The sequence below is a fragment of the Dysosmobacter sp. Phy genome (genome assembly GCF_054476235.1).
Genome location: NZ_CM136997.1, coordinates 435537 through 462340 on the forward strand (window position 1 = coordinate 435537; position 26804 = coordinate 462340).

Consider the following 26804-nt stretch of genomic DNA (forward strand, 5'->3'; position numbering starts at 1 on the left):
GGCCCCCTCTCGTTCAGTTGTTGTCTGCAACTCCAACTTTAACCGATGAGGCCTTATCCTTCATCCTTTTTTATTCACTTGTCCAATATGTATTGTAGTCCTACAACTTCCCGCATCGCTTTTTGAAAAATTTGTAGGTTTGTCAAACATATTGGACGGCGAACTCTAAGGGGGAACACCAGTTGAGGGGCCTCATGGGGAAGTTGTTGGAGCGGCGGTTGTGAACGGCGAGCTGCTTTGCGAAGTCATCCAGGGAATAAAAGCTGTGGCAGGAATAGAAGCGTTTCTGGTCCTCACGGTGGCTGCGCTCCACCTTGCCGTTGTGGCGTGGGGTATAGGGACGGATGAGCTTGTGGCGGATGCCAAGCTCGGCGGCAGTTTTCTCAAATAGGGAAGGGCTGTCTTGCCTACCTGTGAGGAAGCGGTTGGTAAACTCTGGGCCATTGTCGGTCTGGACGCATTCCACCCGGATGCCCCGGCGGGCATACCAGCGGACCAGCTTTCTTAGAAAATCAGCGGAGGAAAAGGTGGACTGCTCGGGATAGGCGGCCAGGAAGCGCAGACGGGTAAACTCGTCAATAGCGGTGTACTGGAACAGGCGCAGCTCCGGGTCGGCGACGCAGCGGCGGGGCACCACCTTCACATCCACCTGGACACGCTGGCCGGGATAGGTCATCTGCTGGTAGGGCTTTGGCTTGTATGCTTTCTTCTTCTCGGCCGCAGGAAACAACCCCAGCTTGCGCATGACACGGAACAGGCTCTCCGGGCGGCGGGTATAGCCCCGCTGCCGCAACCGGTGCCACAGCTCCACCATGCCAAGGTTGGGATTCCTGCGGCGCAGGTCCCGGATCAGCTTCAGCTCCGCCTGTGTGTGCTGGTTGGGATGGTGGTGGGGCCGCCGGGACTGGCAGGCCAGGGATCCCGGTGTACCATCCCAGCGGTTCTTCCAGAAGTAGATGTACGACCGGCTTTTGTTGTACTTCCGGCTGGCTTTAGCTACTCCATATTTCTCCGCGTACTTCATCAGGGATTGCCTGTATGCCATGTCCTGTGTTATACTCTTGCTCATGAAGGATATGGCCCCCTCTCGTTCAGTTGTTGTCTGCAACTCCAACTTTAACCGATGAGGCCTTATCCTTCATCCTTTTTTATTCACTTGTCCAATATGTATTGTAGTCCTACAACTTCCCGCATCGCTTTTTGAAAAATCCCCTTGAAATAGGGAAAAAACTATGCTATCATATATATCTGTGAAATCACTGCTCATGCACATTGCATGGCTGAAAATGCTGGAGGTTGACCCCTATGGACGCTTTGGTTCTCGTTATCACGATTCTGCAGCTGCTCTGCGGCCTGGCCATTATTCTGATTGTGCTGTTCCAGTCCGGCAAGAGCGCCGGCCTGTCCGGCGCCATCGGCGGCGTAGCCGATTCCTTCCTGGCCAAGAACAAGGCCCGCACTCTGGACGCCAAGCTGGCCCGGGCCACCAAGTGGGTCGGCGCCGTGTTCCTGGTGCTGACCCTGGTGCTGCTGATCCTGATGTAAGCGACGAAAAAAGAACGCCCGGACGGGCGTTCTTTTTTTGTCTCTCAGTGGTCACCGGAGCAATACAGCACCCCGTTTTCCGGTTTGATGCCGTTAAGGGCCAACAGCTCCCGGACCGTCACCAGCTCATATCCCTCCTGGCGCAGCCGGTCCACCAGCCGCAGTGCCGCCTCCACAGAGGAGGGATAGATGTCGTGGAGCAGGATGATGGAGTTGGGCTCCACCGCCTCCATCACCGCCTGGACCACTTGATCCGCGTTCAGGCTTTCCCAGTCCCGGGGATCCACGGACCACTTCACCATGGGTACAGTCACCGTTCCTCGTACCGTCTCGTCCACACCACCGTAGGGCGGGCGCACCCAGTACTCCCCCGGTCCCAGGAGCTCCCGCAGCAGCCGATCCGTCTGCCCCACCTCCCCGGCGATCAGGGCGGCGTCAGCCCCTTCCAGCCGGGTGTGGTTCCAAGCGTGATTGCCCACCTGATGTCCCTCTGCGGCCATTCTCTCCACCAGAGCCTGGTTGGCCTCAATCTGGCGGCCGATGAGAAAAAAGGTGGCGCTGGCTCTCCGCTCCAGGAGACCGTCCAGCAGCACGTCAGTCGTGCCGGCCTTGGGACCATCATCAAAGGTCAAGGCCACATACTTCTCCCCTGCCGGAAGCTGAGCGCCGCCGGCTGCCGGCTGTGCGCTATCCTCCCCCGGGCAAGTCCCGCACAGGGCCGCCGCCATGGCCAACGCGGCCAGGAGGCACAAAAAACGTTGTTTTCCCATCCGCATCCATTCCTCCGTCATTGTCCCGGTTAGTTTGCGCAGAGGGAAGAAAAATACTGCTGTCAAAAACTGCGCAAAAAAAGCGGCCCTTTGGGCCGCTTTTGAGCGAGTACAGATGCGAGCCGGGGGCTCAAAGGAAAAACAGGATCCGAGGCAGCAGATTGAAGAGCATGATGAGAATGAGGATCCACACAAGGATTCCGACGGGATTCTTTCCCTGCTGCCGGCTCTGTCTACGGTCCCGGCTCTGGATGCCGGCCGTCGGGGCCGGTCTGGATGCCGTGGGGCGGGACACGGTGCGCTGGATGCGCTGGGCACTCTTATCCAGGCCGATCCGGCGGCGCTCCCGCTTTTCCTCGTGGAGCTCCTGGTGGACGAAGGAACCCGCGTGGTTGGCCTCGTTGATGCCGTCCACCCGGACCACGGAGCCGTCCGCGCCGATCCGCAGGCTCCGCTGGGGCTGATTGAAGGCCCCGCAGTTGGGACAGAAGCAGTCCTCGTCATAGTTGTAGGACTTTCCGCAGTCATAGCACCGCACTCTCCGCATTTCCCGCACCTCCTCTGTTTGCCTTTATCTTATCACAGGGGCCCAGGAAAAGCAAATCCTCTCCCCCCCCCCTGCCGCAATACGGCAAAAAGCCCTTTGCAATGCGCCTAGGTCCGCATTGCAAAGGGCTTTTCTCGCCTTGAATATGAAATTTATTTCACCAGTTCGATGATGGCGGTCTCAGCAGCGTCGCCGCGGCGGATGCCGGTGCGCACGATGCGGGTGTAGCCGCCGTTGCGCTCTGCATAGCTGGGAGCGATCTCCTTGAACAGCTTCTTGCAGACATCCTCACGGGTGATGAAGCTCATGGCCTGCCGATAGGCGGCCAGGTCGCTCTTTTTGCCGAGGGTGATCATCTTCTCAGCCAGGGGCTTGATCTCCTTGGCACGGGTGACGGTGGTCTCCATCTTGCCGTGGTCCAGGAAATCCGTGACCTGCTGACGCAGCATCGCCATGCGCTGCTCAGAGGTCTTGCCGAGCTTACGAGTTCCGGGCATTTCGGTCTTCCTCCTTCAAAGGGATTTTGGTGAGCCGGGGGCTGCCGCCCCGCGGCGTTTAAAATCAGTTGTTTTCTTCGTCGGCCAGGTGGAGCCCCATCATGGCCAGCTTGTTGATGACCTCTTCCAGGGACTTGCGGCCCAGGTTGCGGACCTTCATCATCTCGTCCTCGGTCTTGGAGATCAAGTCCTCGACGGTGTTGATGTTGGCGCGCTTGAGGCAGTTGAAGCTGCGGACGGAGAGGTCCAGCTCCTCGATGGTCAGCTCCAGCACCTTGTCCCGCTGGGCCTCGGCCTTCTCCACCACGGTGGGCTTGCTGCCCACGTTCTCGCTGAGGTCGGTGAAGAGGGTGAAGTGGTCGCACAGGATCTTGGCGCCCAGGGACACGGCGTCCCGGGCGGAGATGGTGCCGTCGGTCCAGACCTCCAGCGTCAGCTTGTCGAAGTCGCTGGAAGCGCCCACGCGGGTGGGCTCCACGGTGTAGTTCACCTTATACACAGGGGTGTAAATAGAGTCCACGGCGATGGTGCCGATGATGCTCTGCTGGGGCTTGTTGCGGTCGGCGGGCACATAGCCCCGGCCGTGGGAGAGGGTGATCTCCATATTGAGCGTGGCGCCGTTGTCCAGAGTGGCAATGTGCATCTCCGGGTTCAGCACCTCCACCTCACCGTCGGCCTTGATGTCGCCGGCAGTGACCTCGCAGGGGCCCACCGCTTCAATATAGACCGTTTTCACAGTCTCGCTGTGCAGCTTGGTCAGGAGGCCTTTCACATTCAGAACGATCTCCGTCACGTCTTCCTTCACACCGGGAATGGTGGAGAACTCATGCTGGACGCCGGCGATCTTGATGGTGGTCGGCGCGGTGCCAGGCAGAGAGGAAAGCATAATCCGACGGAGCGCGTTGCCCAGGGTCGTGCCGTATCCGCGCTCCAGCGGCTCCACCACATACTTGCCATAGGTGGCGTCGCCCGGGGTCTCGATACACTCGATCTGGGGCTTTTCAATTTCGATCATGCAGTTGCCCTCCTTCATCATCTCATAGCGGCGGCGCACAGGCGCCGGCCGCCGAACATCCATATCATCCTAAAGGGTGTCCTCCGATTACTTGGAGTACAACTCGACGATCAGATGCTCCTCCACGGGGACGTCGATGTCCTCGCGGGCGGGCAGGCGGGTCACAGTACCCTTCAGCGTGTTCTTCTCCCGCTCCATCCAGGGAGGCAGCAGGAACATGGGGGCGTCCTGGCCCACCAGGCGCTTGAACACCTCGGAAGAACGGCTGGACTCGGCCACTTCGATCACGTCGCCGGCCTTGACCAGATAAGAGGGGATGTTGACCTTCTTGCCGTTGACGGTGAAGTGGGCGTGGCTCACCAGCTGACGGGCCTGACGGCGGGTCATGGCGAAGCCCATGCGGTACACAACATTGTCCAGACGGCGCTCCACGAGGATCAGCAGGTTGTCGCCGGTCTTGCCGGGGGCGGCGGCGGCAGCCTCATAGTAGTCGTGGAACTGCTTCTCCAGAATGCCGTAGATGAACTTGACCTTCTGCTTCTCGTTGAGCTGGATGCCGTATTCGCTCTTCTTCCGTCTCATCTGGCCGCCGGGATTCCGGTTGGTCTCCTTCTTGGCGTAGCCCATGACGGCGGGAGAGATCCCCAGAGCCTTGCAGCGCTTGGCGATCGGCTGCATATTTCTAGCCATAGTGCTTGTTACCTCCTCTTTCGATTACACGCGGCGGCGCTTGGGCGGACGGCAGCCGTTGTGGGGGATGGGAGTGACGTCCTTGATCATGGTCACTTCCAGGCCAACGGCCTGCAGAGCGCGGATCGCGGCCTCACGGCCCTGGCCGGGGCCCTTGACGAAGACCTCGACGGTCTTCAGGCCATGCTCCATGGCGGCGCGGGCAGCGGTCTCAGCCGCGGTCTGGGCCGCGAAGGGAGTGGACTTCTTGCTGCCGCGGAAACCCAGTCCGCCGGAGGAAGCCCAGGACAGGGCGTTGCCCTGAGAATCGGTAACGGTCACCATGGTGTTATTGAAGGAAGAACGGATGTGGACCTGACCACGCTCCACATTCTTCTTTTCACGGCGGCGGCGAATGACCTTCTTGCCGCCGGAAGCCTTAGCAGTTGCCATCTCTGATCTCCCTCCTTACTTCTTCTTATTAGCGATGGTCTTCTTGGGACCTTTGCGGGTCCGGGCGTTGGTCTTGCTGCGCTGGCCGCGGACAGGCAGACCCTTGCGGTGCCGGATGCCGCGATAGCAGCCGATCTCGCTCAGGCGCTTGATGTCCAGGGCGGTCTGGCGGCGCAGGTCGCCTTCGACGGTATAGGCGTCGATGGCGTCACGGAGCTTCTGCTCCTCGGCGTCGGTCAGATCCTTCACGCGGGTGTCGGGGTTGATGCCCGTCTGCGCCAGGATGTCCTTGGCGCTCTTTCTGCCAATGCCGTAGATATAGGTGAGGCCGATTTCGATACGCTTATCCTTCGGCAGGTCAATACCGGCAATACGTGCCATACTCTTAAAGCACCTCCAATTAAATCTTAGCCCTGTCTCTGCTTATGCTTGGGGTTCTCGCAAATGACCATGACACGGCCTTTGCGGCGAATGACCTTGCACTTTTCACACATGGGCTTCACGGACGGTCTTACTTTCATAGCTCTAAACCATTCCTTTCAGCGGTTTCATGTCATTGACTGCTCGCCTGGCGGCTCACTTGCTGCGCCAGGTGATCCGGCCGCGGGTCAGATCGTACGGGGACATCTCCACCGTCACCTTGTCGCCGGGCAGAATCCTGATGAAATTCATTCTGAGTTTTCCGGAAATATGTGCCAGGATCGTGTGTCCATTTCCAATGTCCACCTGGAACGTCGTGTTGGGCAGGGCCTCGACCACTACGCCCTCCACCTCAATCATGTCGGATTTTGCCAAACGTTATCCCTCCTGCTCCGGATGAGCTTCCCCGCGATAGGCCGCGAGGGTCCTGCGAAGTTCGATGTTGCTGATCTTCTCTTCGCGTTTGATCTTTTCGGAAAGCCGGGTGTCATCCGCAGCCACGAACAGCACATGCCGCCGCTTTTTGCGCTTGGGAGACTCGACCTTCCGTCCCTTTCCGTCGGCCAGCAGCAGGTACTCCCCCTCCGTGGCCAACACCACGAAAAGCTTGCCCTTATCCCTGCCGGCGGCGGATCTTACGATATTTGATCTTGCAATTTCCATACGCTTCCTCGTCAGATGGCGGGCGCCGTCAAAATCTCCGGCTCACCGTCAGTGATCAGGACCGTATTCTCATAGTGGGCCGCCCACTTGCCGTCCAGCGTCCTGACGGTCCAACCGTCGCTGAGGACACGGATGGCAGGAGAACCGGCGTTCACCATGGGTTCGATCGCAAGGGTCATGCCGCGGAGCAGCCGCGGTCCCCGGCCGGGATGACCGTAGTTGGGAATCTCCGGCGACTCATGCATCTGCGCGCCGACGCCGTGGCCAACATACTCCCGGACGATGGAATAGCCGTGGCTTTCCACATACTGCTGGATGGCTGCCGAGATATCGAACAGCCGCTGCCCCTCTCTCGCGAAGCGGATCCCCTCGAAAAAGCTCTGCCTGGTCACATCGATCAGGTCCTGGGCCTCGGGAGAGATCTCGCCGCAGGGGAAGGTGGCCGCGCAGTCACCGTGGAACCCGCCAATGTACGCTCCCACATCCACGCTGACGATGTCGCCCTCCTGCAGCACCCGCTTGCCGGGGATGCCGTGGATGACCTCTTCGTTGACGCTGATGCAGGCGCTGGCCGGATAGCCGTTGTAGTGCAGGAACGAGGGAACTGCGCCTTGCTTGCGGATAAAGTGCTCCACCGCGCGGTCGATCTCCTGGGTTGTTACGCCGGGCTTTACCATTTCCCCTGCCAAAGCACGGGCAGCCGCGGTAATTTTTCCGGCCCGGCGCATCAGTTCGATCTCATGGGGGGATTTCAGCGTGATCATCGCTTCATCTCCCCAGTGCACGGAGGATGGCCCGGGAAGTCTCTTCCACAGAGGGCTGGTTCTCCACGGGCTTCAGGAGGCCGCGCTGGGCGTAAAAGTCCTTCAGAGGCTCGGTCTCCCTATGATAGACCTCGAGACGCGCCTTCACGGTCTCGGGGGCATCATCTTTGCGCTGCACCAGCTTGCCGCCGCAGCTGTCGCACACGCCCTCCTGCTTGGGGGGCACAGCCACCAGGTGGTAGCTGGCCCCGCAGGATTCGCAGACTCGGCGTCCGCTCATGCGTTCCATAATGGTCTCGTCAGAAATTTCGATGGAAATGACGGCATCGAAGACGATTCCGGCCTTCTCCATGGCCTCGGCCTGGGCGATGGTGCGGGGCACCCCGTCCAGGATATAGCCGTTCGCGCAGTCACTCTCCGCCAGCCGCTCGGTGATGATGCCGATAATGACCTCATCGGGAACCAGCTGGCCCGCGTCCATGAAGGACTTCGCCTTCATGCCGGTGGGGGTGCCGTTTTTGATGGCAGCACGGAGGATGTTGCCGGTGGAGATGGTGGGAATGTTCAGCTCTTTGCACAGCCTTTCGGCCTGGGTGCCTTTGCCGGCGCCGGGGGCGCCCAACAAAATCAGCTTCATAAGCGAAACGCCTCTTTCTTATTCCAGGAAGCCCTTGTACTGACGCATCAGCATCTGGGACTCCAGGGCCTTGACAGTCTCAAGGGCAACACCCACAACGATGATGACGGAGGTGCCGCCGATGGCCAGAGACGCGCTGGAGACGAACTTGCCGATGATCAGGGGGCAGATGGCTACGATACCCAGATAGATGGCGCCGAACAGGGTGATCTTGTTCAGCACCTTCCGGATGAAGTCCACCGTGGGCTTGCCGGGCCGGAAGCCCGGGATGAAGCCGCCCTGCTTTTTCAGGTTGTTGGCGATCTCCACCGGATTGAACTGGATGCTGGAGTAGAAATAGCTGAAGCCAATGATCATGATGAAGTAGACCACCATATAGATCACGGACTTGGTATCAATGGCGTCGTAGATGGCCCGGGACACGGTGCCCTCGGCGGGAGTGCCGATGAAGGTCCACACGGTGACGGGCAGGGACGCGATGCTCTGGGCGAAGATGATGGGCAGAACGCCGGACATATTCACCTTCATGGGCAGATGGGTGGACTGACCGCCATACATCTTCCGGCCCACCTGGCGCTTGGCGTACTGGACGGGGATCCGGCGCTCGGCGTCGTTGATGAACACGATGAAGATGATCAGGGCCAGCATGCCCACGATCAGCAGCAGCACCCACAGCCAGTTGATGGCCGCCTGGGAGCCAAAGGCGATCCCGGAGGACACCATGGTGGGCACGCGGGACAGGATGCCCGCGAACAGGATGATGGAGATACCGTTGCCCACGCCGAACTCCGTCACCTGCTCGCCCATCCACATAACGAAGGAGGAGCCGGCAATGAAGCTGACGATGATCACCAGAGCGGGCCAGATGCCCTCGCCGTTGGCGGTCAGCAGGTTGTAGTTCTTCATCATGATATAGTAGCCGAAGGCCTGCAGAATGGCAATGGCCACCGTGGTGTAGCGGGTGATGGACTGGATCTTCTTCCGGCCCTCCTCACCGCCGTCCTTGGCCAGCCGCTCCAGGGCCGGAATGGCCACGGTCAGCAGCTGGATGATGATGGAGCTGTTGATATAGGGCTGAATGCTCAGGGCGAAAACCGTTGCCTGGGCAAAGGCACCGCCGCTCATGACGTTGTACAGGCCCAGGATGGTGCCGCCCATCTGATCCAGATAGGTCTCCAGCATCGCCACATTCACATACGGGACCGTGATGGCGTTGCCGATACGGAAGATCAGCAGGATCAGCAGCGTGAACACCATTTTCTTCCGCAGCTCGGGGATACCCCAGGCCTTGCGAATCGTTTGGATCACGTTAGATCACCTCTGCCTTTCCGCCAGCTGCCTCGATGGCCTCCCTGGCAGACGCGGAGAAAGCAGAAGCCTTGACAGTGACTTTCTTGGTAACCTTGCCGTTACCCAGGACCTTGTAGCCGTACTCGCACTTGGAGAGGATCCCCTTGCTCAGCAGAGCCTCGGCAGTGACGGTCTCGCCGTCCTCGAAAGCGTTCAGGGCGCTGAGGTTGATGATCTCCAGGGGCTTGGCGAAGATGTTGTTGAAGCCGCGCTTGGGGATGCGGCGGGCCAGAGGCATCTGACCGCCTTCGAAGCCAACGCGGATCTTGCCGCCGCTGCGGGCCTTCTGGCCCTTGTGGCCGCGGCCGCCGGTCTTGCCGTTGCCGCTGCCGGCGCCCCGGCCCTTGCGGTATGCGGACCGGACGGAACCCTCGGCGGGAGACAGTTCGCTCAGTTTCATCTTTCGTGCCTCCTTACTTCACTTCGGTGACCTGCAGCAGGTAGCCGATCTTGGCGATCTTGCCGCGGGTCTGGTCGTTGTCGGGCTGCACGGTGACGTCACCAATCTTGCGCAGGCCCAGGGAATTCGCGGTGGCGACCTGCTTTTCCAGGCGGCCGTTCAGGCTCTTGACGAGCTTAATGTTTAAGTTTGCCATGTTCAGCGCCTCCTTAACCCACGATCTCTTCGACGCTCTTGCCGCGGATGCGGGCGACCTCTTCAGGACCACGCATGTTCTTCAGGCCCTGGAAGGCGGCGGCGACCACGTTGTTGGGATTGTTGGAGCGCAGGCACTTGGTACGGATGTCCTTGATGCCCGCGGCTTCCACGACGGCACGCACGGCGCCGCCGGCGATCACGCCGGTACCGGGGGCAGCGGGCTTCATCAGCACGCGGCCGGCGCCGGCCTCACCGATGGTCTCGTGGGGAACGGTGGTCCCGGAGAGGGTCACGGTGATCATGTTCTTCTTGGCGGCCTCGATGCCCTTGCGGATGGCCTCGGGAACCTCGGCGGCCTTGCCCAGGCCGTAGCCGACCTTGCCCTTGCCGTCACCCACGACGACCAGGGCGGAGAACTTCATGACACGGCCGCCCTTGACGGTCTTGGAGACGCGGTTCAGGGAAACGACCTTCTCGATATACTCGCTCTGCTCTCTTTCAAATCTAGGCATTGTTGTCGTTCCTCCTCCCTTAGAATTGCAGGCCGCCCTCGCGGGCACCCTCGGCCAGAGCCTTCACGCGGCCGTGATACAGGTAGCCGCCGCGGTCAAACACCACGGTCTCGATACCCTTGGCCTTGGCGCGCTCGGCCAGCAGCTTGCCAACGGCGGTGGCAGCGGCCACGTTGCCGCCGTAACCTTCGATGGCCTTGTCCAGGGAAGAAGCGGAAGCCAGGGTCACGCCGTTGACATCGTCGATGATCTGGGCGTAGATGTTGGCCTCGCTGCGGAACACGTTCAGACGGGGAGCAGTGGGAGTGCCGGAGATCTTGGCCCGCACTCTCTTGTGGCGCTTGATGCGCTGGGCATTGGTATTCGGTCTTTTAATCATATCGGCACACCTCCTTACTTCTTGGCGCCGGTCTTACCGACCTTGCGGCGGATGACCTCATCGGCGTACTTGATGCCCTTGCCCTTATAAGGCTCGGGAGGACGCTTCTCGCGGACCTCGGCAGCGAACTGACCGACGGCCTGCTTGTCGCATCCGCGGATGATGATTTTATTGGGAGCGGGGACATCGATGGTGATGCCCTCGATCTCGGAAACGATCACCTGATGAGAGAAGCCCAGGTTCATGACCAGGTTCTTGCCCTCCTTGGCCACACGGTAGCCAACGCCGTTGACCTCCAGCTCCTTGCTGTAGCCGTCGGTCACGCCGACGACCATGTTGTTCAGCAGGGTGCGGGTCAGGCCATGGAGGCTCCGGTGCAGCTTGTCGTCGGAAGGACGCTCCACGGTGATCGTGTTGCCTTCCTGCTTAATGATCATCTCGGGGCGCAGCGCACGGCTGAGCTCACCCTTGGGTCCCTTGACGGTAACCACATTACCCTCGGCGACACTGACGGTCACGCCGGCGGGAACGGTAATGGGCATTCTGCCAATTCTAGACATTGTTCAAATACCCTCCTTACCAGACGAATGCCAGGACCTCGCCGCCGACATGGAGCTCGCGGGCCTTCTTGTCGGTCATGACGCCCTTGGACGTAGAGATGATAGCGATACCCAGGCCGCGGAGCACGCGGGGCAGCTCATCGGCACCCACATAGACCCGGAGGCCCGGCTTGGAAACGCGGCGCAGGCCGGTGATGACCTTCTCCTTGCCCGCGTTGTACTTCAGGGTAATGTGGATCATGCCCTGGAGGCCGTCGTCCACCACCTGGAAGTTCTTGATATACCCTTCGTCCAGCAGGATCTGAGCGATGCTCTTCTTCATGTTGGAGGCGGGGACATCAACGGTGTCGTGCTTGGCGCTGTTGGCGTTGCGGATGCGGGTCAGCATATCCGCAACCGGATCGGTGATATGCATAATAAATCCTCCTATTTTAGAGTTGCGGACCCTTTGGGGCCGCTGCGGCAGCGAGGTATCATGGCCAATGGAGCAGTCCGCTCGCGCGTGGTGCCCAATTGGTCATGACCTTTCGCCATCCGAATCACCAGAGTTCCATATCAAAAACTCACGGTTACAAAAGTTGGGGCGGAGAGCCGGAGCTCTCCGGGGAGGGCGCCCGGTCCGGGGCCCTCCGGTGCGGCGGCCGTCTTAGAAAGAGGCCTTCCGCACACCGGGGATCTCGCCCTTGTAGGCCAGTTCCCGGAAGCAGATACGGCACACGCCGTAGTCACGCAGATAAGCGTGGGGGCGGCCGCAGAGCTTGCAGCGATTGTATCTCCGGGAGGAGAACTTGGCGGGAGCCTGCTGCTTGAGAATCATAGATTTCTTAGCCATTTGCCTCTTCCTCCTTAGCGGGCGAAGGGAGCGCCGACCTGCTGGAGCAGGGCACGGGCCTCTTCATCGGTGTGCGCGGTGGTGCAGATGACCACATCCATGCCGCGGATCTTGTCGATCTTGTCGTACTCGATCTCGGGGAAGATCAGCTGCTCCCGGATGCCCAGGGCATAGTTGCCGCGGCCATCGAAGGAGTTGGGGTTGATGCCCTGGAAGTCACGCACGCGGGGCAGAGCCACGTTGAACAGACGGTCCAGGAACTCCCACATCTTCTCACCCCGCAGGGTGACCTTGGCGCCGATGGGCATATCCTCGCGCAGCTTGAAGTTGGCGATGGACTTGCGGGCGCGGGTGATAATGGGCTTCTGGCCGGTGATCTGGGCCAGGTCGCCCACCACGTTCTCCAGAACCTTGGAATTCTCACGAGCCTCACCGCAGCCCACGTTCACGACGACCTTGTCGATCTTGGGGATCTGCATGACGCTCTTGTAGCCGAACTGCTTCATCAGAGCGGGAGCCACTTCGGCGTTGTACTTTTCTTTCAGTCTAGCCATGGTAGTCATTCGCTCCTTTCTTACAGCTCAGCGCCGCAGTGCTTGCACACGCGGGCCTTCTTGTCGCCCTCGATCTTGTGAGCGACGCGGGTGGCCTTGCCGCACTTGGGGCAGACGACCTGCACCTTGCAGGAGGCGATGGCAGCCTCGCGCTTGACGATGCCGCCCTCTTCGCCCTGCTTGCGGGGCTTGACGTGGCAGGTCACCATGTTGATGCCCTCCACAACCACCTTCAGGGAGCCGGGAACGGTGCCCAGCACCTTGCCCTTCTTACCCTTGTCCTTGCCGGACAGGACGACAACGGTATCGCCCTTCTTGATATTCATAGCCATTTCGCTGCCCTCCTCAAATCACTTCGGGGGCGAGGGACAGGATCTTCATGTAATCCTTGTCACGCAGCTCGCGAGCCACCGGCCCAAAGATACGGGTACCTCTGGGGTTCTTGTCGTCCTTGATCAGGACGGCGGCATTGTCATCGAAGCGGACGTAGGTGCCGTCGGCACGACGGACGCCCTTGGCGCTGCGGACGATGACGGCCTTGACGACCTCGCCCTTCTTCACAGTGCCGCCGGGGGTGGACTTGCGGACGGAGGCAACGATCACATCGCCGATGTTGCCGAACTTCCGCTTGGAGCCGCCCAGGACACGGATGCACTTGATCTCCTTGGCGCCGGTATTATCGGCAACCTTCAGAAACGTTTCCTGCTGAATCATACTGCGGCACCTCCTTACTTCGCTTTCTCAATGATCTCGACCACGCGCCAGCGCTTGTCCTTGGACAGGGGGCGGGTCTCCATGACCTTGACCTTGTCGCCGACACCGCAGGCGTTCTGCTCATCATGAGCCTTCAGCTTGTAAGTGCGGCCGACGATCTTCTTGTACAGGGGATGGGCCACGCGGTCCTCGATAGCGACCACGACGGTCTTGTCCATCTTGTCGGAGACCACCTTGCCGACCCGGGTCTTACGGGAGGAAGTTCTCTTCTCTTCGTTCATCTTACCTTACCTCCTTCTCACTGCTTCTGGTCAGCGGCGGCGAGCTCCGCCAGCACGGTCTTGACTCGGGCAATGTCGTGCTTGGTCTCCCGGATCTTGACGGGATTGTCCAGCTGGTTGGTGGCGTGCTGCATGCGCAGATAGAACAGATCCTTCTTCAGGCCCGCCAGCTTCTCGTTGAGCTGCTCGGGGGTCATCTTACGGATTTCACTTGCCTTCATCTTCACTCACCTGCTTCCTCGGTGCGGGCGACGATCTTCGTCTTGATGGGCAGCTTGTGGCTGGCCAGACGCAGCGCCTCGCGGGCAACTTCTTCGGACACGCCGGCGATCTCGAACATGATACGGCCGGGCTTCACAACGGCGACCCAGAACTCGGGAGAACCCTTACCGGAACCCATGCGGGTCTCAGCGGGCTTCTTGGTCACGGGCTTATCGGGGAAAATCTTGATCCAGACCTGGCCGCCACGCTTGGTGTAGCGGGTCATGGCGATACGGGCAGCCTCGATCTGATTGCTGGTGATCCAGCCGGGCTCGGTGGCCTGCAGGCCATACTCACCGTAGGCGATGGTGCTGCCGCGGGTGGCCTTGCCGGTCATACGGCCGCGGTGCACACGGCGATACTTGACTCTCTTCGGCAGAAGCATTACTGGGCTCCTCCTTCCTTAGGTGCCGCGGGGGCCGCGGGAGCAGCGGGGCGGCTGGTGTTGTTGGTGCGGTTGAACCCGCCCTGGGGACGGCCCTGGCCGGCCCGGTTGAAACCACCCTGGCCGCGGTTGAAGCCGCCGCCCTGGCGATCCCGGTTGAAGCCGCCGCGGCGGTCGCCGTCACGACGGGGCCGGCGCTCACGGCGCTCCTGATAGGGCTTGGAGGTGTCCATGGTGCGGGGAGTAGTGCGCAGGGTCTGAGAGAGGACCTCGCCCTTGTAGATCCACACCTTCACGCCGATGCGGCCGAAGGTGGTGGCAGCCTCCGCGAAGCCGTACTCGATGTCGGCGCGGATGGTCTGCAGGGGGATGGTGCCCTCGTGATAGTGCTCCACGCCGGCGATCTCGCGGCCGCCGAGACGGCCGGAGCAGCAGGTCTTGATGCCCTTGGCGCCGGCGCGCATGGCGCGGGCCATGGCGTTCTTCATGGCGCGGCGGTGGGAGATGCGCTTCTCCAGCTGCTGGGCGATGTTCTCAGCCACCAGCTGGGCGTTCATGTCGGGGTTCTTGACCTCGACGATGTTCAGCTTCACCTTCTTGCCGATGAGCTTCTCAACGGCCAGGCGATACTGCTCGATCTGCTCGCCGCCCTTGCCGATGACCATGCCGGGCCGGGCGCAGTGCAGGAAAATGGTGACCACGTCGCTGCTGCGCTCGATCTCGATCTTGGGAACGCCGGCACCGTACAGGGTCTTCTTCAGGTACTTGCGGATCTTCTGATCCTCGACGATCAGATCGCCGACCTTCTCATCACTGGCATACCAACGGGAATCCCAGTCTTTGATGACGCCCACGCGCAGGCCGTGGGGATTCACTTTCTGTCCCATAAACTGTTCTCCTCCCTCTTATGCCTTTTCCGTCACGGCCAGGGTGACGTGAGAAGTGCGCTTGTTGATACGATAGGCGCGGCCCTGAGCCCGGGGCATCATCCGCTTGAGGATGGGGCCGGGAGTGGCGAACACCTCAGAGACCACCAGCTTGCTGGGGTCCATCTGGAAATTGTTCTCGGCGTTGGCGCAGGCGCTCTTGAGGAGCTTCATCAGAGGCTCAGAGGCGGCCTTGGGGGTCTGCATCAGGATCGCCATGGCGGTGCCGGCGTCCTTGCCGCGGATCAGATCGCAGACGATCTGGACCTTGCGGGGAGCGATGCGGACATAGCGCAGATACGCTTTAGCAATCTTTTTCTCTTCCATGTTCTGCATCCTCCTTTACTTATTTATCCTTCGCGTGACCGCGGAAGGTGCGGGTGGGCGCGAACTCACCCAGCTTGTGGCCGACCATGTCCTCCTGGACATAGACGGGCACGTGCTTGCGGCCATCGTGGACGGCGATGGTGTGGCCGACGAAGGCGGGGAAGATGGTGGAGCTGCGGCTCCAGGTCTTCAGGACCTTCTTCTCGTTCTTCGCGTTCATTTCCTCGACCCGCTTCAGAAGCTCAGGGGCAACATACGGGCCTTTTTTGATGGATCTGCTCATATTGACTTGCCTCCTTACTTCTCGTTGCGGCGCTTGACGATGAACTTATTGGTGGGGTTCTTGCCCTTGCGGGTCTTGTAGCCCAGGGCCGGCTTGCCCCAAGGAGTCACAGGGCCGGGACGGCCGACAGGAGCGCGGCCCTCGCCGCCGCCGTGGGGGTGGTCGTTGGGGTTCATGACAGAGCCGCGGACCGTGGGACGCCAACCCATGTGGCGCTTGCGGCCGGCCTTGCCGATGTTGATGTTCTCGTGCTCGATGTTGCCCACCTGGCCGATGGTGGCCATGCAGTTGGTGCGCACGATGCGGACCTCACCGGAGGGCATCCGGATCTGGGCGTCGCCGCCCTCCTTGGCCATCAGCTGAGCGGCGGTGCCGGCGGAGCGCACCAGCTGGGCGCCGTTGCCGGGATGCAGCTCCACGTTGTGGATCACGGTACCAACGGGGATGTTGGCGATGGGCAGAGCGTTGCCGACCTTGATATCGGCCTGGGGACCGGACTCCACCTTGTCGCCGGCGTTCAGGCCCACGGGAGCCAGAATGTAGCGGCGCTCGCCGTCCTCATACTCCACGAGGGCGATATTGGCGGAGCGGTTGGGATCGTACTCCAGACGCAGCACGGTGGCGGTGCCGACCTTGTCGCGCTTGAAGTCGATGATGCGGTACTTGCGCTTGTTGCCGCCGCCGCGATGGCGGACGGTGATGCGGCCATAGCTGTTGCGGCCGGAGGACTTCTTCAGGGAAGTGGTCAGGCTGGGCTCGGGCTTGGCCTTCTTGTCGATGCCGTCGAAACCGGAGACCGTCATCTGACGTCTGGAGGGAGTCGTCGGCTTAAAAGTTTTGATAGACATATCGCTTTACTCTCCTTCCGTTGATCAGACCATGCCTTCGAAGAACTCGATGGTCTTGGAATCAGCCGCCAGCTGGACATAGGCCTTCTTCCAGGTCTTGGTCATGCCGGGACGGCCGGCGCCCATGCGCTTTTCCTTGCCGGGCACCGTCAGGGTATTGACGGAGGCGACCTTCACGCCGAAGATCTCCTCGACGGCCTTCTTGATCTCGATCTTGCCGGCGTCCTTGGCCACCTCGAAGACGTACTTCTTGTCGGCGGCACCGGACATGGCGCGCTCGGTGATGATGGGCCGGATGATGATATCATAAGCGGTAGCCATTACGCGTACACCTCCTCGATTTTTGCGAGGGCGGCCTGATCCACGACCAGGTACTGGGCGTTGATGATGTCGTAGACATTCAGCTGCACAGCGGGAGTGGTCAGCACGCCGGGGATGTTCCGGGCGCTCTTGACGACGGTCTGGTCCACGGCGGGAGTGACCACCACGGCCTTGCCGTCCACCTTCACGGCGTCCAGGAACTTACGGAAATCGGCAGTCTTGATGGCGTCCATCTTGATGGCGTCGATGACCACCAGCTTGCCCTCGGCCACCTTGGCGGAGAGGACAGACTTCAGGGCCAGGCGCTTGACCTTCTTGTTCAGCACGTAGCTGTAATCGCGGGGCTTGGGAGCGAACACCACGCCGCCGTGGGTCCACTGGGGAGCCCGGGTAGAGCCCTGACGGGCGTGGCCGGTGCCCTTCTGACGCCAGGGCTTGCGGCCGCCGCCGGAAACCTCAGCGCGGGTGAGGGCGCTCTGGGTGCCCTGCCGGCAGTTGGCCAGGTGGTTCTTGACGACCTCGTGGACCACCGCTTCGTTGGGCTCGATGCCGAAGATGGCGTCGCTGAGCTCAACCGTGCCGACCTCAGCGCCGGCCATGTTCATAACTTTCACGGAAGACATTATCTAGCACCCCTTTCTTACTTGTTTCTGGCGGAAGCCTTCTGCGGGTTGCGGCCGGAAGCCTTCTGCGGGTTCTTGCTGATGTCGGCGCCAGCCTGCTTGACCTTGTGGACCTTGACAGTGGACTTGATGGTCACCAGGCCGCCCTTGGGGCCGGGGACCGCGCCGCAGACAACCAGCATGTTCAGCTCGGGGTCGACCTTCACGACGCTCAGGTTCTGGACGGTGACCTGGTCAACGCCCATCTGGCCGGCGCCGATCTTGCCCTTGAAGACCTTGGAGGGGTCGCTGTTGGCGCCCATGGAGCCGGAGTGACGGCCGACGGGGCCGCTGCCGTGGGTCTCCTTCAGGCGGTGGGCGCCGTGGCGCTTGATGACGCCGGCGTAGCCGTGGCCCTTGGAGATGCCGGTGATATCCACGAAGTCGCCGGCCTTGAAGGTGTCGGCCTTGACGATGTCGCCGACGTTCAGCTCGGCGGCGTTGTCCAGGTTGAACTCACGCAGGTGCTTCTTGGGGGCAGCGCCGGCCTTGTTCAGGTGGCCCATCTCGGGCTTGCTCAGCTTGCGCTCGGGGACATCCTCGAAGCCCAGCTGGACAGCCTCATAGCCTTCCTTTTCGGAAGTCTTCTTCTGCACGACCACGCAGGGACCCGCCTCGATCACGGTGACGGGGATCACATGGCCGTTCTCGTCAAAAATCTGGGACATGCCCACTTTTTTGCCGATGATCGCTTTCATGTATATTCCTCCTTAAAGGTTATTGGTCGGCTTAGATACGTCCGGGTTGGGTCCCGGAGGCATTGCTCTGCCGACATGACCCGTCCATCTCGCAAGACGATGGACTTGGGACAGCAAACAATTTAATAAGGTGTCGCAGCTTTACAGCTTGATCTCGATCTCCACACCGGCGGGCAGCTCCAGAGCCATCAGGGCCTCCACGGTCTTGGGGGAGGACTTGGTGATGTCGATCAGGCGCTTGTGGGTGCGGCGCTCGAACTGCTCGCGGCTGTCCTTGTACTTGTGAGTCGCGCGCAGGATGGTGACGACTTCCTTCTTGGTGGGCAGAGGAATGGGGCCGGAGACCTCGGCGCCGGTGCGCTTGGCGGTCTCGACGATCTTCTCTGCGCTCTGGTCGATGACCTGGTGGTCATAGGCCTTCAGACGAATGCGGATCATTTCTTTCTGTGCCATGGTTGTTTCCTCCTGATTTCGTAGGTTGTTTCACGAAGTCTCGACGACCTACGGCGAGAGAATTTTTCTATACGCTTAACCGTGCGTATCATTCCGGCTCATGAAAAATACCGGCGCAAGAAACGGCCGGTATCCAGACATGGCGCAGCGATCTACGCGACGTACAGATTCCTTCTCAGCCGCCCGATTATCGGACATACTCCCCGGAAGTTACCTCCTTGCGGAGCAATCTCCCGGTTCATCGCAGGTGCGCGGCGCAGGGCATGACCCTCCCGTCGCGGACTTACTTATAATATAAGAAACGGTCCGCGATGTCAAGAGGATTTTCTCTGTTTTTCATGAAATTTTCAAGTTTTTTTCAGCAGGTCTGCCGGAGCGGAACTTCCCCCCCATTTTTTCCGTTTTTCGGAAGCCGGAGAGGGAAAAAACCGGCGCGGGAGAGAGTCCCCGCGCCGGCTTGCGGTATTTCGGATCGATCAGTAGGCCACGCCCCAGTAGATGTCGGTGGTACACTTCTTGCCGCACACGGGGCACACGCCCTCGGTGCCGGACTGGGCCAGGGGCATGCAGCGGGAGCTGACGCCCGCCCGCTCCTTCATGGCCAGCTCGCACTCCAGAGAGCCGCACCACTTGGACCGGAGGAACCCACCTTTGCCCTCGGCGATGGCCTTGGCCTCCTCAGGGGTGGAGATGTCGAAGGTGTTCTCCTCCCGGTTTTTCAGCGCCATGGCGAACATATTGTCGTGGACGGCGTCCAGCAGGCGCTTGACGGTCTCCTCCAGCTCGCTCAGGGGCACGAAGACCTTCTCGCCGGTATCCCGGCGGGCGATGACGCACTGCTCCTTCTCCATGTCCTTGGGGCCGATCTCCACCCGCAGAGGCACGCCCTTCATCTCATACTCGGCGTACTTCCAGCCGGGGGAGTTGTCGGAGTCGTCCATCTTGGTCCGCACGCCCGCGGCCTTGAGCCGGTCCCGCAGGGCGTCGGCGGCCTCCAGCACGCCGGGCTTGTGCTGGGCCACGGGGATCACCACCGCCTGGATGGGGGCCACCCGGGGCGGCAGGACCAGGCCGTTGTCGTCGCCGTGGGTCATGATGATACCGCCGATCATCCGGGTGGAGACGCCCCAGCTGGTCTGGTGGGGATGGTGGAGCTGGTTGTCCTTTCCGGTGAAGGTGATGTCGAAGGCCTTGGCGAAGCCGTCGCCGAAGTAGTGGCTGGTGCCGGCCTGGAGGGCCTTGTGGTCGTGCATCATGCACTCCACGGTGTAGGTCTCCTCAGCGCCGTTGAACTTCTCCTTATCGGTCTTGCGCCCCCGGATCACCGGCATGGCCAGGTAGTTCTCCATGAAGTCGGCGTAGATGTTCAGCATCCGCATGGTCTCTTCCCGGGCCTCTTCCTCGGTGGCGTGCATGGTGTGGCCCTCCTGCCACAGGAACTCCCGGTGGCGCAGGAAGGGACGGGAGGTCTTTTCCCAGCGCAGCACGCTGCACCACTGGTTATAGAGCTTGGGCAGGTCCCGCCAGGAGTGGATGATGTTGGCGTAGTGCTCGCAGAAGAGGGTCTCGGAGGTGGGGCGGACGCACAGGCGGTCCTCCAGCTTCTCGCTGCCGCCCATGGTGACCCAGGCGCACTCCGGGGCAAAGCCCTCCACGTGGTCCTTCTCCTTCTGGAGCAGGGACTCCGGGATCAACACCGGCAGGTACACGTTCTCGTGTCCGGTCTCCTTGAAGCGCCGGTCCATCTCCGTCTGGATATTCTCCCAGATGGCGTAGCCATAGGGCCGGTAGATGAACATGCCCTTGACGGAGGTGTAGTCGATCAGCTCCGCCTTCTTGCACACGTCGGTGTACCACTGGGCAAAGTCCACGTCCCGAGCGGTGATGGCGTCCACTTGTCTCTTATCCTGTGCCATTTCTCTCAAATCCTTTGCATCTTTTTATGGTTTGGCCCTCCTCCGGGCCTATTTCACTGAAGTTATATTGTATCGGCCGGAGGCGGAATTGTCAAGGCGCAGTCGGCCCACCGGGGGAAGAAACAGCCCCGAAGCAAAAGCTTCGGGGCTTCCCGCTCTCACAGCTGGCCGATATAGCGTTCCTCGCAGAACTGCTGGGCCCGGACCAGCAGTTCTCTGGCCTGTCCGAAGTTCTCCTGCTCCATCGCCCGCAGAGCATCGGTCACAGCGTTGAACAGCGCGTGATAGAGTTCCTCATACATTGTCTCCAATGCCGTACACCCCCCTGTAAAAAGTCTCAGTAGATTTTCTACATCTTATAAAGCCATTCCAGCAAAGATAGACTGGAGATGTCAAGTATCTCTTTCTGAGTCCAGGGGGTGCCTATGGAAAAATTCGGATCGGTGGAAATCCGGCTCGACGCGCTGATCCAAAAAAGCGGCATCAGCAAAAACAAGCTCTGCCAGCGGGCGGAACTCCAGCGCACACAGCTGAACAACTACTGCAACAACCAGATCTCCCGTCTGGATATCGATGTCCTGGCCAGGATCTGCACCGTTTTGCAATGTGAAATAGGAGACCTGCTGAAATTCATCCCGCCTGAGTCAAAACCTCCGGCTAAGCCGGAGGCTTGAGTAGGCCCTAAAAGGGCCTGATACGGACGAAGCCCCTTAAGGGGCCCCGAAAGGTTTGCCGACTGCATTTCTTTCTCGGGCTTACCCCTTAAGGGGTTCTTTTTACGCCTTCTTGTTCTCGCGACCCGTAAACGGGTCCACAAACTCTTTCAGCCCTATCTGGTCTGCTATTTGATCTGATGCCAGTTGGTTTCGGATATACTCTGCTATCTGCTTTTTATTCCGCCCCACTGTATCCACATAATACCCTCTGGCCCAAAAGTGCCGATTTCCGTACTTATATTTCAGATTTGCATGCCGATCAAATATCATCAGACTACTTTTTCCTTTCAAGTACCCCATAATCTGTGATACACTGTACTTGGGCGGGATACTTATCAGCATGTGTATATGGTCTGGGCACGCTCTGGCTTCTATGATTTCTACACCTTTTTGCTGACACAGTTTTCTCAATATCACTCCTATATCCTGTTTTATCTGTCCATATATCTCCATCCTTCGATATTTGGGCGCAAATACGATGTGATATTGACATCTCCAACTTGTATGCTCTAAACTACTTATGTCTTTGTCTTTCACGATGAAGACCTCCCTGTTATCGTAGTTGTGTGGTCGGCAAACCACTTCTACCTCATCAGGGAGTTTTTTCTTTTTCTACTCTTCTCCTCGCTTTAAGCTATTTTTTACCCCCGGCTTAGCCGGGGGTTGCCTTTGGTACCACCAAAAACGAATAAAGAGCGGAACGCCAAAGCGTTCCGCTCTTTTTCTTATTTCGCGTACTCCACGACCTTGGTCTCCCGCAGGACGTGGACCTTGATCTGACCGGGGTATTCCATCTCTTCCTCGATCTTCTTGGCCAGCTCCCGGGCCAGGATGACCATCTGGTCCTCGCTGACCTGCTCGGGCTTGACCATGACCCGGACCTCCCGTCCGGCCTGGATGGCGTAGGCCTTGTCCACGCCGGGATAGGTGCCGGTGATGGTCTCCAGCTGCTCCAGGCGCTTGATGTAGTTCTCCAGATTCTCGCGCCGGGCGCCGGGACGGGCCGCGGATATGGCGTCCGCCGCCTGAACCAGGCAGGCCACGATGGTCCGGGGCTCCACATCGTTGTGGTGGGCCTCGATGGCGTGGATAATGTCCTCCCGCTCCTTATACTTCCGGGCGAACTCCACGCCCAGGGACACATGGGTGCCCTCCAGCTCGTGGTCCACGGCCTTGCCCAGGTCGTGGAGCAGTCCGGCCCGCTTGGCGGCCTGGACATCGGCGCCCAGCTCCGCGGCCATCATGCCGGCGATGTGGCTGACTTCCACGGAGTGCTGCAATACGTTCTGGCCGTAGCTGGTGCGGTAGTGGAGGCGGCCCAGCATCTTCACCAGCTCAGGGTGGAGGTTGCGGATACCGCACTCGAAGGTGACGCGCTCGCCCTCGGCCTTGATGGTGGCCTCCACCTCCCGGCGGGCCTTCTCCACCATCTCCTCGATGTGGGTGGGATGGATGCGGCCGTCGGCGATCAGCTTCTCCAGTGCCAGGCGGGCAATCTCCCGCCGCACGGGCTCGAAGCAGCTGACGGTGATGGCCTCCGGCGTGTCGTCAATGATGAGGTCCACGCCGGTCAAAGTCTCGATGGTGCGGATGTTGCGGCCCTCGCGGCCGATGATGCGGCCCTTCATCTCGTCATTGGGCAGGGGAACCACACTGACGGTCATCTCGGCCACCTGGTCCGCGGCGCAGCGCTGGATGGCCTGCGCCACCACTTCCCGGGCGCGGGCCTCGCACTCCTCCTTCATCCGGGACTCCACCTCTTTGATCTTGAGGGCAGTCTCGTGAGTCACCTCGGCCTCCACCTGATCGATCAGATACTGCTTGGCCTCCTCGGCGGTAAAGCCGGAGATCCGCTCCAGCATCTCGGTCTGGCTGCGCTTGATGACCTTGATCTCTTCGTTTTCCTTGTCGATGGCCGCGTGCTTCTGGGCCAGGGATTCTTCCTTCTTCTCGATGGCCTCGGTCTTGCGGTCCAGATTCTCCTCTTTCTGCTGCAGGCGGTTCTCCTGCCGCTGCAGGTCGGCCCGGCGTGTCTTTTCTTCCTTCTCGTATTCGCTGCGGCTTTTCAAAATCTCTTCTTTGGCTTCCAGCAGTGCCTCTTTTTTCTTGGTCTCGGCGCTCTTGATGGCCTCGTTGATGATGCGCTTTCCCTCTTCCTCTGCGCTTGAGATTTCCTTCTCGGAAACGATCTTCCGGTAGCGGATACCGAGGGGGAAGCAGACCGCGCCGCCGACCGCCAGTCCGATCAGACCAGCGATAATGGCGTCTAACACGATTGCTCTTCCTCCTGTTTTCGGTATATGGTATATGCGGAATGTTGTATATGCAGGCCCGGCGGGCCGCATGATGCAGAAAATAATCGGAGGGTCCCCTGTCCCCTGCCGACAATTATCTCTATCTAGTTTAATCATTTACAGGACAGCTGTCAAGAAAAACCGATGGGATTGCGATAAATATGCAGCCCGCCTACACTGCACCGGCAGACGCCGCTGCTGCGGCGGCCGGGCCCTTGGCCCGGCTCGGCTCATTGGCCTTGGGTGTCGATGTAGGCCGCCGCATACCCCACGTAGTCCCCATAGTGGACCACGTACCACCCCTCCCATGCCCCAAAAGGCCGGGGCCTTTTGGGGACCCCGTGATCGATCCAGACCGGGCAGGCAAAGTCCGCCCGGCCCAAGGGTCCGCTGCGCGGACCGCTTGACGCCGCTGCCGCGGCGGCCGGGCCTTTGGCCCGGCACGGCTCATTGCCCCCGGGTGTCGATGTAGGCCGCCGCCGCATACCCCACATAGTCCCCGTAATGGACCACGTACCACCCCTCCCATTCGCCGTAGACGGTGACGGCGGCGCCGTCCGGCATGTTGGCCAGGATGGTTCCGGTGGAAGAGGGATAGCTGCGCAGGTTCAGCGTGCCGTAGCTGACAGTGACGGTCCCTTCCACCGGAGGCATGGGGTAGATGAAGGGCAGGCCGAAGAACTCCGTCAGGGCCCGGGCCAGCTGCTGGGCGATGGCGTCCATGTGGCCCTCCACCCAGGTGGCGTCGGCGTAGTTGTCATGATAGCCGATCTCCACCAGCACTGCCGGAAACCGGGGCTGGCGGACCTCGCCCAGGGTGGTGGTGGCCCGGGTGGTAACTTTATTTGGCAGGGGGTAGATCTGGCGAAGCTGCTCCGCAATCAGCTCCGCGCCCCGCTGTCCCTCGCTGCTGCCGGGGTAGTAGAAGGCGATGATGCCCCGCTCCTGGCCGTATCGGCCCTCCGGGGCGCCGTTGGAGTGGAGGGCCAGGTAAAAGTCGTACCAGCCGCTGTTGGCCTCCCGGATGGAGGAGGCGGCGGTCATGTCGGGGGAATTGCGGCGGTATTGGATGCCGTTGGCGAGCAGGTAGGGCTCCAGAGCGTCGGCCAGCAGGTTCATGTTATATTCCTCGGAGCCGCTGCCGGTGACGTACTCATTCCACTCCTGGGTGGACGGGCTGAGGTAGATGATGGGCATGGTTACTCCTCCTTTTTCTCAATCTATGGCGCGGAGGGAAAAAATGTGCTACACTGGGAGGGAAGTAACCGTGCTGGTAAGGAGAACGATGATGAAAACGGAACGCAGCTATCCCAGATACACCGTCACGCCCAAGGCGGCCGCCGCCCTGACCCGGGGGCATCCTTGGGTCTACGATGCGGAGATCCTCTCCATAGAGGGAACGGCGGAAAACGGCGGATTGGTGGATATTGTCGGCAAAAAAGGCCAATATCTCGGCACCGGCTTTCTGTCGGAGCAGTCCAAGATCCGTGTGCGGCTGATCTCCCGCAACGCCAACGACCGCTTTGACGAGGCCTTCTGGCGCCGGAAGCTCCAGTGGGCCTGGGACTATCGGAAGGCCGTCCTGGCGCCGGAGGACCTGGACGCCTGCCGGATCCTCTTCGGGGAGGCGGACGCCTTTCCGGGGCTCACCGTGGACAAGTTCCATGACCTTTTGAGCGTGCAGGTGCTGTCCGTGGGCATGGAGCGGATCAAGGGGATGCTGCTGCCCATGCTGGCGGAGATCCTGCGGCAGGACGGGCAGACCGTCCGGGGCATCTACGAGCGCAACGATGTGGCCCTCCGGGATAAGGAGGGCCTGCCCCAGTACAAGGGCTGGTTCCCTCTGCCGGGAGAGGCGGTCCCCGAGACGCCGGTGACGGAGATCACGGAGAACGGCGTGCGGTATCTGGTGGACGTGGAGAACGGACAGAAAACCGGCTTCTTCCTGGACCAGAAGTACAACCGCCGGGCAGTAGGGCGCCTGGCCAAGGGGCGGACGGTGCTGGACTGCTTCACCCACACCGGCTCCTTCGCCCTTAACGCCGCCCTGGGCGGCGCCGCCCACGTCACCGCCGTGGACGTGTCGGAGGCGGCGGTGGAGATGGCCCGGGCCAACGCGGAGCGCAACGGCCTGACGGCCCGGATGGATTTCCTCTGCGAGAACGTCTTTGACCTGCTGCCCCAACTGGAGAAGGAGCCGGTGAAGTACGACTTCATCATTCTGGACCCGCCGGCCTTCACCAAGTCCCGGAAAACCGTCCGCAACGCCCTGAGCGGGTACAAGGAGATCAACTACCGGGCCATGCGTCTGCTGCCCCGGGGCGGATATCTGGCCACCTGCTCCTGCTCCCACTTCGCCACGGAGGACAAATTCCTGGCCATGCTGGCCGACGCCGCCCATGACGCAGGCGTCCAGCTGCGGCAGATCGAGGCCCGGCAGCAGTGCTGCGACCACCCGATCCTCTGGGGCGTGGAGGAGACCAACTATCTGAAATTCTATCTTTTCCAGGTGGTATAACGGCACTCCCCTCACCGGTTCCCCCGCCCCCGCAGGGGGAGGGGGACAGGGGGCGGGGGGACCAGGCAAGAGAGCGCCGAAAGAGCAAGACCAGCCGCACCAACCACCCGCAGCGGGGACCAGATGCCCCCGCTGCGGCGGAGCGCCGCCGACCAGGCCGCCCCCAACTGAGCAGAGCGCGCCCACCGAGGGGGAGGGGAGGCGGCGGGGCCCGCGCGGAATGGGCGGGGCCCGGCGCCAAACCCCGGGGGCCCAGGCGGCTGCCGACAACTACGCGCGCGACCGCAACCAGGCGGCGCGGGCGGCCCAGCAAACCGCGCCCGATCTCACGCGAGGGCGCGATTTGCGAACAGGGCCCCGCTGATCGGCGCCCGCCAGGGCGGCGGCCTGCGGGGCCGGGCCGCATACCGAACGAGCCCCGGCACAGCCCGCGCAG

Annotated in this window: 43 protein-coding genes; 3 read left to right on the forward strand and 40 right to left on the reverse strand. The window is 61.0% G+C overall.

Translation table 11 applies throughout. The features are described from left to right. Positions 1-142: 142 nt before the first annotated feature. Positions 143-1069 carry a DDE-type integrase/transposase/recombinase gene (locus ACVDHE_RS02025; protein ID WP_418724639.1) on the reverse strand — a complete coding sequence of 309 codons (927 nt, stop codon included), beginning with the start codon at positions 1067-1069 and terminating at the stop codon, positions 143-145. A gap of 236 nt (positions 1070-1305) precedes the next feature. On the opposite strand from ACVDHE_RS02025, the gene secG reads away from it, so the two are divergent. Continuing rightward, a complete protein-coding gene (secG, locus tag ACVDHE_RS02030) occupies positions 1306-1545 on the forward strand; it encodes a preprotein translocase subunit SecG (protein ID WP_458885448.1) in 240 nt (79 codons plus the stop codon). A gap of 44 nt (positions 1546-1589) precedes the next feature. On the opposite strand, the gene ACVDHE_RS02035 is transcribed toward secG, so the two are convergent. The 36 genes from ACVDHE_RS02035 to ACVDHE_RS02210 all read right to left on the reverse strand — a co-directional run bounded on the left by ACVDHE_RS02035 (position 1590) and on the right by ACVDHE_RS02210 (position 21151). Next, positions 1590-2315: a polysaccharide deacetylase family protein gene (locus ACVDHE_RS02035; RefSeq protein WP_458885449.1), complete on the reverse strand. Its 726-nt coding sequence runs from the start codon at positions 2313-2315 to the stop codon at positions 1590-1592. Between the two features lie 130 nt (positions 2316-2445). Beyond that, positions 2446-2862, reverse strand: a complete 417-nt coding sequence (locus tag ACVDHE_RS02040; RefSeq protein WP_458885450.1) for a hypothetical protein — start codon at positions 2860-2862, stop codon at positions 2446-2448. A 152-nt stretch (positions 2863-3014) separates the two neighbouring features. Continuing rightward, entirely contained in the window at positions 3015-3359 is a 345-nt protein-coding gene (gene rplQ, locus ACVDHE_RS02045; RefSeq protein ID WP_213039381.1) for a 50S ribosomal protein L17, read from the reverse strand. Between the two features lie 64 nt (positions 3360-3423). After that, positions 3424-4374, reverse strand: a complete 951-nt coding sequence (locus ACVDHE_RS02050; RefSeq protein WP_418724985.1) for a DNA-directed RNA polymerase subunit alpha — start codon at positions 4372-4374, stop codon at positions 3424-3426. 87 nt (positions 4375-4461) lie between these two features. Beyond that, positions 4462-5064, reverse strand: coding sequence for a 30S ribosomal protein S4 (gene rpsD, locus ACVDHE_RS02055; protein WP_213039383.1), 603 nt, complete (start codon positions 5062-5064; stop codon positions 4462-4464). A gap of 24 nt (positions 5065-5088) precedes the next feature. Next, positions 5089-5496 carry a 30S ribosomal protein S11 gene (gene rpsK, locus ACVDHE_RS02060; protein ID WP_091127892.1) on the reverse strand — a complete coding sequence of 136 codons (408 nt, stop codon included), beginning with the start codon at positions 5494-5496 and terminating at the stop codon, positions 5089-5091. Positions 5497-5511: 15 nt separating this feature from the next. Beyond that, a complete protein-coding gene (rpsM, locus tag ACVDHE_RS02065) occupies positions 5512-5877 on the reverse strand; it encodes a 30S ribosomal protein S13 (RefSeq protein WP_213039384.1) in 366 nt (121 codons plus the stop codon). A 26-nt stretch (positions 5878-5903) separates the two neighbouring features. Continuing rightward, positions 5904-6017: a 50S ribosomal protein L36 gene (rpmJ, locus tag ACVDHE_RS02070; protein ID WP_014116882.1), complete on the reverse strand. Its 114-nt coding sequence runs from the start codon at positions 6015-6017 to the stop codon at positions 5904-5906. 55 nt (positions 6018-6072) lie between these two features. Next, positions 6073-6291, reverse strand: coding sequence for a translation initiation factor IF-1 (gene infA / locus ACVDHE_RS02075; RefSeq protein ID WP_091127896.1), 219 nt, complete (start codon positions 6289-6291; stop codon positions 6073-6075). 3 nt (positions 6292-6294) lie between these two features. Further along, a complete protein-coding gene (locus ACVDHE_RS02080) occupies positions 6295-6579 on the reverse strand; it encodes a KOW domain-containing RNA-binding protein (RefSeq protein ID WP_213039385.1) in 285 nt (94 codons plus the stop codon). Between the two features lie 11 nt (positions 6580-6590). After that, positions 6591-7343: a type I methionyl aminopeptidase gene (map, locus tag ACVDHE_RS02085; RefSeq protein ID WP_458885451.1), complete on the reverse strand. Its 753-nt coding sequence runs from the start codon at positions 7341-7343 to the stop codon at positions 6591-6593. A gap of 4 nt (positions 7344-7347) precedes the next feature. Further along, positions 7348-7980: an adenylate kinase gene (locus tag ACVDHE_RS02090; RefSeq protein ID WP_213039387.1), complete on the reverse strand. Its 633-nt coding sequence runs from the start codon at positions 7978-7980 to the stop codon at positions 7348-7350. 18 nt (positions 7981-7998) lie between these two features. Next, positions 7999-9288, reverse strand: a complete 1290-nt coding sequence (secY, locus tag ACVDHE_RS02095; protein ID WP_418724980.1) for a preprotein translocase subunit SecY — start codon at positions 9286-9288, stop codon at positions 7999-8001. A gap of 1 nt (position 9289) precedes the next feature. Continuing rightward, the gene (gene rplO, locus ACVDHE_RS02100; protein ID WP_458885452.1) at positions 9290-9730 is read right to left on the reverse strand and encodes a 50S ribosomal protein L15; all 441 of its coding nucleotides are present in this window, start codon (positions 9728-9730) and stop codon (positions 9290-9292) included. 13 nt (positions 9731-9743) lie between these two features. Next, the gene (gene rpmD, locus ACVDHE_RS02105) at positions 9744-9926 is read right to left on the reverse strand and encodes a 50S ribosomal protein L30 (RefSeq protein WP_022288804.1); all 183 of its coding nucleotides are present in this window, start codon (positions 9924-9926) and stop codon (positions 9744-9746) included. 13 nt (positions 9927-9939) lie between these two features. Continuing rightward, positions 9940-10440, reverse strand: a complete 501-nt coding sequence (gene rpsE / locus ACVDHE_RS02110; protein ID WP_213039390.1) for a 30S ribosomal protein S5 — start codon at positions 10438-10440, stop codon at positions 9940-9942. A gap of 19 nt (positions 10441-10459) precedes the next feature. Then, positions 10460-10819 carry a 50S ribosomal protein L18 gene (gene rplR / locus ACVDHE_RS02115; RefSeq protein ID WP_213039391.1) on the reverse strand — a complete coding sequence of 120 codons (360 nt, stop codon included), beginning with the start codon at positions 10817-10819 and terminating at the stop codon, positions 10460-10462. Between the two features lie 14 nt (positions 10820-10833). Further along, positions 10834-11379 (reverse strand): 50S ribosomal protein L6, encoded by a 546-nt coding sequence (rplF, locus tag ACVDHE_RS02120; protein WP_213039392.1) that lies wholly within the window; start codon positions 11377-11379, stop codon positions 10834-10836. A gap of 16 nt (positions 11380-11395) precedes the next feature. Then, on the reverse strand, positions 11396-11794 hold the full coding sequence (gene rpsH / locus ACVDHE_RS02125; protein WP_213039393.1) for a 30S ribosomal protein S8: 399 nt from the start codon (positions 11792-11794) through the stop codon (positions 11396-11398). Positions 11795-12025: 231 nt separating this feature from the next. Further along, entirely contained in the window at positions 12026-12211 is a 186-nt protein-coding gene (locus ACVDHE_RS02130) for a type Z 30S ribosomal protein S14 (protein WP_213039394.1), read from the reverse strand. Between the two features lie 14 nt (positions 12212-12225). Further along, entirely contained in the window at positions 12226-12765 is a 540-nt protein-coding gene (gene rplE / locus ACVDHE_RS02135) for a 50S ribosomal protein L5 (protein WP_213039395.1), read from the reverse strand. Positions 12766-12785: 20 nt separating this feature from the next. Then, positions 12786-13097, reverse strand: coding sequence for a 50S ribosomal protein L24 (gene rplX / locus ACVDHE_RS02140; protein ID WP_213039396.1), 312 nt, complete (start codon positions 13095-13097; stop codon positions 12786-12788). Positions 13098-13110: 13 nt separating this feature from the next. Continuing rightward, the gene (rplN, locus tag ACVDHE_RS02145; protein ID WP_016321001.1) at positions 13111-13479 is read right to left on the reverse strand and encodes a 50S ribosomal protein L14; all 369 of its coding nucleotides are present in this window, start codon (positions 13477-13479) and stop codon (positions 13111-13113) included. 14 nt (positions 13480-13493) lie between these two features. Continuing rightward, positions 13494-13760 carry a 30S ribosomal protein S17 gene (rpsQ, locus tag ACVDHE_RS02150; RefSeq protein ID WP_213039397.1) on the reverse strand — a complete coding sequence of 89 codons (267 nt, stop codon included), beginning with the start codon at positions 13758-13760 and terminating at the stop codon, positions 13494-13496. Between the two features lie 17 nt (positions 13761-13777). Continuing rightward, complete coding sequence (rpmC, locus tag ACVDHE_RS02155; protein ID WP_213039398.1) at positions 13778-13981, reverse strand: 50S ribosomal protein L29; 204 nt, start codon at positions 13979-13981, stop codon at positions 13778-13780. A gap of 2 nt (positions 13982-13983) precedes the next feature. Further along, the gene (gene rplP, locus ACVDHE_RS02160) at positions 13984-14406 is read right to left on the reverse strand and encodes a 50S ribosomal protein L16 (protein ID WP_213039399.1); all 423 of its coding nucleotides are present in this window, start codon (positions 14404-14406) and stop codon (positions 13984-13986) included. Next, positions 14406-15293, reverse strand: a complete 888-nt coding sequence (gene rpsC / locus ACVDHE_RS02165) for a 30S ribosomal protein S3 (RefSeq protein WP_213039400.1) — start codon at positions 15291-15293, stop codon at positions 14406-14408. Before rpsC ends, rplP begins: the two co-directional genes overlap by 1 nt. 18 nt (positions 15294-15311) lie before the next feature. Then, positions 15312-15659, reverse strand: a complete 348-nt coding sequence (gene rplV, locus ACVDHE_RS02170; RefSeq protein WP_213039401.1) for a 50S ribosomal protein L22 — start codon at positions 15657-15659, stop codon at positions 15312-15314. 19 nt (positions 15660-15678) lie between these two features. Continuing rightward, the gene (gene rpsS, locus ACVDHE_RS02175) at positions 15679-15942 is read right to left on the reverse strand and encodes a 30S ribosomal protein S19 (protein WP_213039402.1); all 264 of its coding nucleotides are present in this window, start codon (positions 15940-15942) and stop codon (positions 15679-15681) included. Between the two features lie 14 nt (positions 15943-15956). After that, complete coding sequence (rplB, locus tag ACVDHE_RS02180) at positions 15957-16790, reverse strand: 50S ribosomal protein L2 (RefSeq protein WP_213039403.1); 834 nt, start codon at positions 16788-16790, stop codon at positions 15957-15959. A gap of 24 nt (positions 16791-16814) precedes the next feature. Beyond that, the gene (gene rplW, locus ACVDHE_RS02185; protein WP_021749665.1) at positions 16815-17111 is read right to left on the reverse strand and encodes a 50S ribosomal protein L23; all 297 of its coding nucleotides are present in this window, start codon (positions 17109-17111) and stop codon (positions 16815-16817) included. Beyond that, positions 17111-17734: a 50S ribosomal protein L4 gene (gene rplD / locus ACVDHE_RS02190; protein ID WP_458885453.1), complete on the reverse strand. Its 624-nt coding sequence runs from the start codon at positions 17732-17734 to the stop codon at positions 17111-17113. The genes rplW and rplD overlap by 1 nt, the downstream gene beginning before the upstream one ends. 17 nt (positions 17735-17751) lie before the next feature. Next, complete coding sequence (rplC, locus tag ACVDHE_RS02195; protein WP_213039405.1) at positions 17752-18471, reverse strand: 50S ribosomal protein L3; 720 nt, start codon at positions 18469-18471, stop codon at positions 17752-17754. Positions 18472-18612: 141 nt separating this feature from the next. Further along, positions 18613-18924: a 30S ribosomal protein S10 gene (gene rpsJ / locus ACVDHE_RS02200; protein ID WP_213039406.1), complete on the reverse strand. Its 312-nt coding sequence runs from the start codon at positions 18922-18924 to the stop codon at positions 18613-18615. 476 nt (positions 18925-19400) lie between these two features. Then, complete coding sequence (gene proS / locus ACVDHE_RS02205) at positions 19401-20840, reverse strand: proline--tRNA ligase (RefSeq protein WP_458885454.1); 1440 nt, start codon at positions 20838-20840, stop codon at positions 19401-19403. Positions 20841-20998: 158 nt separating this feature from the next. Continuing rightward, positions 20999-21151, reverse strand: coding sequence for a hypothetical protein (locus ACVDHE_RS02210; protein WP_458885455.1), 153 nt, complete (start codon positions 21149-21151; stop codon positions 20999-21001). 114 nt (positions 21152-21265) lie between these two features. Between ACVDHE_RS02210 and ACVDHE_RS02215 the strand changes: the two genes are divergently transcribed. After that, entirely contained in the window at positions 21266-21514 is a 249-nt protein-coding gene (locus ACVDHE_RS02215) for a helix-turn-helix domain-containing protein (protein WP_458885456.1), read from the forward strand. Between the two features lie 102 nt (positions 21515-21616). Here ACVDHE_RS02215 and tnpA read toward each other — a convergent pair whose 3' ends face one another. The 3 genes from tnpA to ACVDHE_RS02230 form a co-directional block, all read right to left on the reverse strand. Continuing rightward, on the reverse strand, positions 21617-22096 hold the full coding sequence (gene tnpA / locus ACVDHE_RS02220; RefSeq protein WP_087270007.1) for an IS200/IS605 family transposase: 480 nt from the start codon (positions 22094-22096) through the stop codon (positions 21617-21619). Between the two features lie 185 nt (positions 22097-22281). Further along, positions 22282-23829: a ribonuclease Y gene (gene rny / locus ACVDHE_RS02225; RefSeq protein ID WP_325284999.1), complete on the reverse strand. Its 1548-nt coding sequence runs from the start codon at positions 23827-23829 to the stop codon at positions 22282-22284. 468 nt (positions 23830-24297) lie between these two features. Further along, positions 24298-25047: an N-acetylmuramoyl-L-alanine amidase gene (locus ACVDHE_RS02230; RefSeq protein WP_458885457.1), complete on the reverse strand. Its 750-nt coding sequence runs from the start codon at positions 25045-25047 to the stop codon at positions 24298-24300. Positions 25048-25138: 91 nt separating this feature from the next. Here ACVDHE_RS02230 and ACVDHE_RS02235 point away from each other — a divergent pair, with 91 nt between their 5' ends. Continuing rightward, on the forward strand, positions 25139-26368 hold the full coding sequence (locus tag ACVDHE_RS02235) for a class I SAM-dependent rRNA methyltransferase (RefSeq protein ID WP_458885458.1): 1230 nt from the start codon (positions 25139-25141) through the stop codon (positions 26366-26368). The last annotated feature ends 436 nt before the right edge of the window (positions 26369-26804 follow it).